The 5,091-nt window shown below is 57.0% G+C and carries 5 protein-coding genes; all 5 read right to left on the reverse strand.

Annotated features, from left to right (window positions below; translation table 11 throughout):
• Positions 1-272: 272 nt before the first annotated feature.
• A complete protein-coding gene (locus tag FJ248_08575) occupies positions 273-938 on the reverse strand; it encodes a methyltransferase domain-containing protein (GenBank protein MBM4120933.1) in 666 nt (221 codons plus the stop codon).
• 365 nt (positions 939-1,303) lie between these two features.
• Positions 1,304-2,266, reverse strand: a complete 963-nt coding sequence (locus FJ248_08580) for a tripartite tricarboxylate transporter substrate binding protein (protein ID MBM4120934.1) — start codon at positions 2,264-2,266, stop codon at positions 1,304-1,306.
• A 230-nt stretch (positions 2,267-2,496) separates the two neighbouring features.
• Positions 2,497-3,657 (reverse strand): aminopeptidase P family protein, encoded by a 1,161-nt coding sequence (locus tag FJ248_08585; protein ID MBM4120935.1) that lies wholly within the window; start codon positions 3,655-3,657, stop codon positions 2,497-2,499.
• A gap of 94 nt (positions 3,658-3,751) precedes the next feature.
• A complete protein-coding gene (locus tag FJ248_08590) occupies positions 3,752-4,726 on the reverse strand; it encodes a tripartite tricarboxylate transporter substrate binding protein (GenBank protein ID MBM4120936.1) in 975 nt (324 codons plus the stop codon).
• Positions 4,727-4,927: 201 nt separating this feature from the next.
• A partial coding sequence (locus tag FJ248_08595) for a 2-amino-thiazoline-4-carboxylic acid hydrolase (GenBank protein ID MBM4120937.1) occupies positions 4,928-5,091 on the reverse strand: 164 nt, incomplete at its 5' end.

The following is a 5,091-nucleotide window of genomic DNA, read 5'->3' on the forward strand; positions in this document are numbered from 1 at the left end:
GCATTCCGCGCCACATCTGCCCGACGGTGGCCTTGCAGAGCGAGGTCTGGGCGGTGCGCGATGGCCGAGCCGCCGAGCGCTGGCCGGTGGTCGCGCGCGCGCGAAGGATCACGATTTGATCCACGTCCTGTTCTGGGCCGACAACGCCGCGCTCCATCTTGATGCGATCAAGGCTACAGGCCTCGCCAACCGCGTCGCGTTCGATGCCCTGCCGCGCAAGGAGCAGCCATCGCCGCGACCTGCGTGAAGAATAAAGAAGAATTTAAAGGAACTCAGTTCGAGTGGGGACGGGAGTTGTTATTCGGGGCATGATTTGCTCCGTTCTTCTGATTGATGCATTCGACGAGATGCCAGAAGCGGAGGGGATTGACCATGTCCTTTCGGGCCACCTGCAGCGATGTACCTTCCAGCACGTGGTGCAGCGCGAGGTCGGTGCGGAAACCGATATGCTTGCAGAGCGGTGAAATGACCTTTTCGACCGCGGCGATCAGCTTGTTGCCGTTGCTGAAGTGATTGAGAAGGATGATCCGCCCGCCCGCTCGGCAGACCCGGATCATCTCGGCTACGACCGACCGGTAATCCGGCACTGCGGTCACGACATAGGCCGCTACGACCGTATCGAAGCTGTCGTCCGTGAATTTCATGTTACCAGCGTCCATCTGATGCAGCTCGACGTGAACGAGCCCCTGCACGGCCGACCGTTCGCGCGCCTTGTCCAGCATGCCGCCAGAGAGATCGATGCCCGTGACATGGCAGTGAGACGGGTAGAGCGGAAGAGAAAGGCCGGTACCGACACCGACTTCCAGTACGCGCTCGCCGGGCTTGACCTCTAGGTTACGAACAGCCGACTCGCGGCCCTCGTGAAACACCCGGCCGAAAATGCGGTCATAGACCGCTGCGTAGTTCGAGTAAACGCGCTCGACTTTTTTTAAGTCCATCCGTTTTTTTAATCCTTGCGGTTCAGCCTCATCACGCTTTTGAGACCGCCCGTCAACTGGCACTTGCGGTAAGTTCAGAGGAGTACAGGAATTTTAAACCACTTTTTTTCTGATGGACAACATTACTCCCATCCCGGGAGTAAGTCAGCGCGGCCAAGCGTGCGCTGTTTGGCGAAGACTACTCGCTTTCTATGAGGATTCAGTCCCTGAATCGACACCAATCACCTCATTCCGAAGCGAATTGGAGCATTGGCGCGAGCGGGACCACGGGCATCGTCAGCCCCGTTGCAAAACCGCTCTCCGATTGAGGATCAGGCGGCTTTGGGCACATCGGGCCGCCACACGCGCCTGCTCGGGGTTCGAGTTTATTCAACCTTGACGCCTGCCTCGCGCACCACCTTGCCCCACTTCTCGATCTCGCGTCGCACGAATACGCCGAACGCCTCTGGCGTGGAGCCGCCCGGTTCGGCGCCGAGCTTGAACCAGAGCTCCTTGATGTCGGCCTCGTCGAAGGCCCTGGCGACCGTCGCCTGAAGCTTCTGCACCATAGCACGCGGCGTGCCGGCCGGCACCCAGATACCGTACCAGGAGGTGATCTCGAATCCGGCAAGGCCCGATTCGATCGCCGTCGGGATGTCGGGAAAGGACGGCGAGCGCCTTGCCGAGGTGACCATGATCGGGCGGATTTTCCCGGCACGGATGTGCGAGGCGGCGCTGCCCAGGGCCTCGAACACCCAGTCGACCTCGCCCGCCAGGAGAGCCTGCGTCGCAGGCCCGGTTCCCTTGTAGGGCACGTGGGTGGCCTTTACGCCCGCGGCGGTGTTGAACAACTCGCAGGACAGGTGCCGCGTGGTGCCGTTGCCCGCCGAGCCGCAATTGAGCTTGCCTTGGTTCGATTGCGCGTAGGCCTGCAGCTCGCCGAGGTTCTTCGCCGGTACCCGCGCGGCCGCCACCATCACGTCCGGAAAGACCGCGACCGAGGTTACCGGCGCGAGGTCCTTCTCGAGATCGTACTGCAGGGTCCTGTAGGCCGTGACCGCCACCGACAGGTGCACGGGCGCGAGCAGCACGGTGTAGCCGTCATTCGGCGACTTGGCGGCAAGCGTCGCGCCGATGGTACCGCCGGCGCCACCGCGGTTGTCGATGACGAACTGCTGACCGAGCATCTGCGAGAGCTTGGCCGACAGCGGGCGTGCCACGGTGTCGGTGCCGCCGCCAGGCGGGAAGGGGACGATCACCTTGACCGGCTTCAAAGGCCATTCTTGCGCTTGCGTCGCGCTAGCGGCAAGAGCAAATAACGTCCAGAGCAACAATCGGGGAATGCGCATCACGAACCTCCAATGCCCAGACCTATCTAAATACGGACGCACAGGCGAGAAAATCGGCAAACAGCGGTGAGGTCGCATGGATCGCAGATCCTTCACCAATTCGGGAGCTGCGCTCGGTGTAAAGGAGATTGAGAGCACCTTTTCTTTGATCCGCGAGGGTATCACCGTCCTGAGTCAGCAGGTGATCCGCCCTCCAGTGGTGATAAGGCGTTTTTCGGTCTTGTCCAGACCTACGCGGGGACAACGAGTTCGCGCGGGCAATTTGCAGTCCAGTGCTCCACACCGCCAGCCTTAATTAGAAACGTATCCTCAGTGTGATGGCGGACGCCTTCATGGTAGTAACTAAATTCAAGGCATACTACCGTGTCGTTTTCGAGCACCGTACGATTTACTTGGTTCATTCGCGGCTGCTCATGAGGGTTGAGGCCTAGGCCGTGCCCAACAAATTCCCTCGGGAAATTAGGCAGGTACTTGCTGATGTGGCTGTACCCACGCTCAAATATCTCGCCCCCGGTCAAGCCCGGCTTGAGCCACATACCCAGTTCGACTTGCACTTCGTTGAGCCGAGCCCAGATTTTCTTGTGCCGGTCGGTGGCTTGTCCAATAAAATAAGAGCGTACAAAATCTGCCGGGTATCCGCGGTACATTGCACCCATGTCCACCTTGACGAAATCACCGACTTGCATCTGGTGCCCTGTTGGGAACGGGCTGTGCGCAGCGAATGAAGTCTTCGGACCACACCCCACATTGATGAAGTGAATCCCGTCGGCACCTTCAGCGATCATGCGTCCGAGGGCTACTCGGGTAAGGTCTTCATCAGTATTGCCGGGTATGATCGCAGCACGAAAACTCTCGTGTGCCCTGACTGTTATTTCTGTCGCCTTACGTAAACGGCGAATTTCTTCAGGTGTCTTTACCATTCGTACGATATCCATGTCGAGCGCTACATCGACAAGCTTGTTGCCGGCCAAAATCTCCTCGAGCTTCTTGCGGAATCCCGTGGTAAGGTTCTCGCCCTCGGTTCCGATCGTAAAACCCTTGACATTTCTTTCTTGCAGAATGTCCTTTGCCGCTTCAAAAAAATCCTTGTAGAAACGAACATCGAGATCTGTGAAGAATTCAGCCATCGCATAAGCGCGCACATCCTCGATCCAGGTCGAATCCATAGCGAGATGTAAATCGACCGCCGGCACAACGAAAGCAGGCTTCATTGCGGGGTCACGAAAATAGAACACCGTGAACGGCCTGTACCCGAGGTTGGCACCGTTGTGGAAGAACTCGCTGATATATTTAGAGTTTTCTGTTCCGCGAACGATTATCAGGTCGATGCCCTTAAGGTCCATCAACGCATTCAGCCGCTGCTCATTAAAGATGATTGGTTTACGCTTCATGGCATGTTCCTGTTTAGTTGATCTCGCGAGCCACAATAACAAGGCGGTTTTTCGTTAAGCGCCTCGAATCATGCAAAGTGAAGTTTTACGTAGTTCAATCGGCACGGATTCCAGCGGCCTTGATTATTGGCGACCAGCGAGCTGTCTCAGCGCGCAGGAACTTGCCAAGATCCTCGGGTGATCCACCGCCAGCTTCAAAGGCCTGGATCTGAAAGCTGTCAATTATTTCCTTTGTTTTGAGCAATGTAGAAAATTCAGTATTTAGTCGCCCAATCACTTCACGAGGGGTACCGGCTGGAGCGAAAAAAGCTTGCCAAGAATCAACTATGATACTTGGAACCGCCTCCGACATTAAAGGTAATTCAGGCGCGAAGCGCGAGCGTCTTGAAGAGCTAACAGCAAGCGCACGAAGCTGGTTCTGCCTGATGAAGCCGATCGTCGCTGGAAGGGTCACGATAGTGGCGTCAATTTGGCCACCGACGACATCGACTAAAGCGGCGCCCGCTCCGCGATAGGGTACGTGCACAAGCGGAATCCCAGCCTGAACCATGAGCGCTACGGCTAGATGACCAGGTGAGCCGTTCCCTGAGGTGCCAACCGTGATGGCTTTCGAGCGTGATCGACCTAGTGCCACGAATTCTGCAAAGCTAGCAGCTTGAACTTTAGGGTGAATCGCTAGTACCTGAGAAAGCGTCGCGATCATGATGATGGGTGCAAAATCGCGCAGCGGATCAAATGCTAGATTACTAAACATAGCTGGATTCACAGCCAGGGGGTCTGAGGCGATCATGATGGTGTAACCATCGGGGCGTGATTTTGCTACAGCATCGAACGCGATATTGCCACCTCCGCCAGCCCTATTCTCAACCAAAAACTGCTGGCCTAGGCGCTCGCCCATACCCCGGCCAAAAAGTCGGGACAAAATATCGAGACTACCGCCAGGAACGCTTGGCACCACGATCTTGACCGGACGCGAGGGCCAATCCTGAAACTGAGCCTCTGACAGACTAGGCAATACCATTCCCGAAATTGAAGCTGCAGTTCCAGCAACAAATTTTCTGCGATCCATCAGGTACTCCTTATTAAAAAAGGTTTAAACTCCAAGTATACTTAGACTCGAAGTTAGACCTCTGAAGTTGGACCTCCTATACGCGGCCTACAAGCCGTGGAGCGCGAGCCGACACCGAGGCCAGCCACCCACCCGACCGTGGGCACCCACCCAACTCTCTACCACGACACCTCGCCACTGCGCCGAGCCAGGACTCGCCGCTCAACCCGCCTTTTTTCCCGACATGCGATAGCGGAAATCGCAATAGCTGGCGCCGCCCATGATGGTCTGGCTACGCTTAAACTCGATGCGTGCGTCATAGCCCTCGATGAACGTGCCATCGCGATTGCACGACAGCAGGTGTCCGATCTCGTCAAGCCCCATCT

Source organism: Nitrospira sp. (assembly GCA_016873435.1).
Lineage (GTDB): Bacteria > Nitrospirota > Nitrospiria > Nitrospirales > Nitrospiraceae > VGXF01.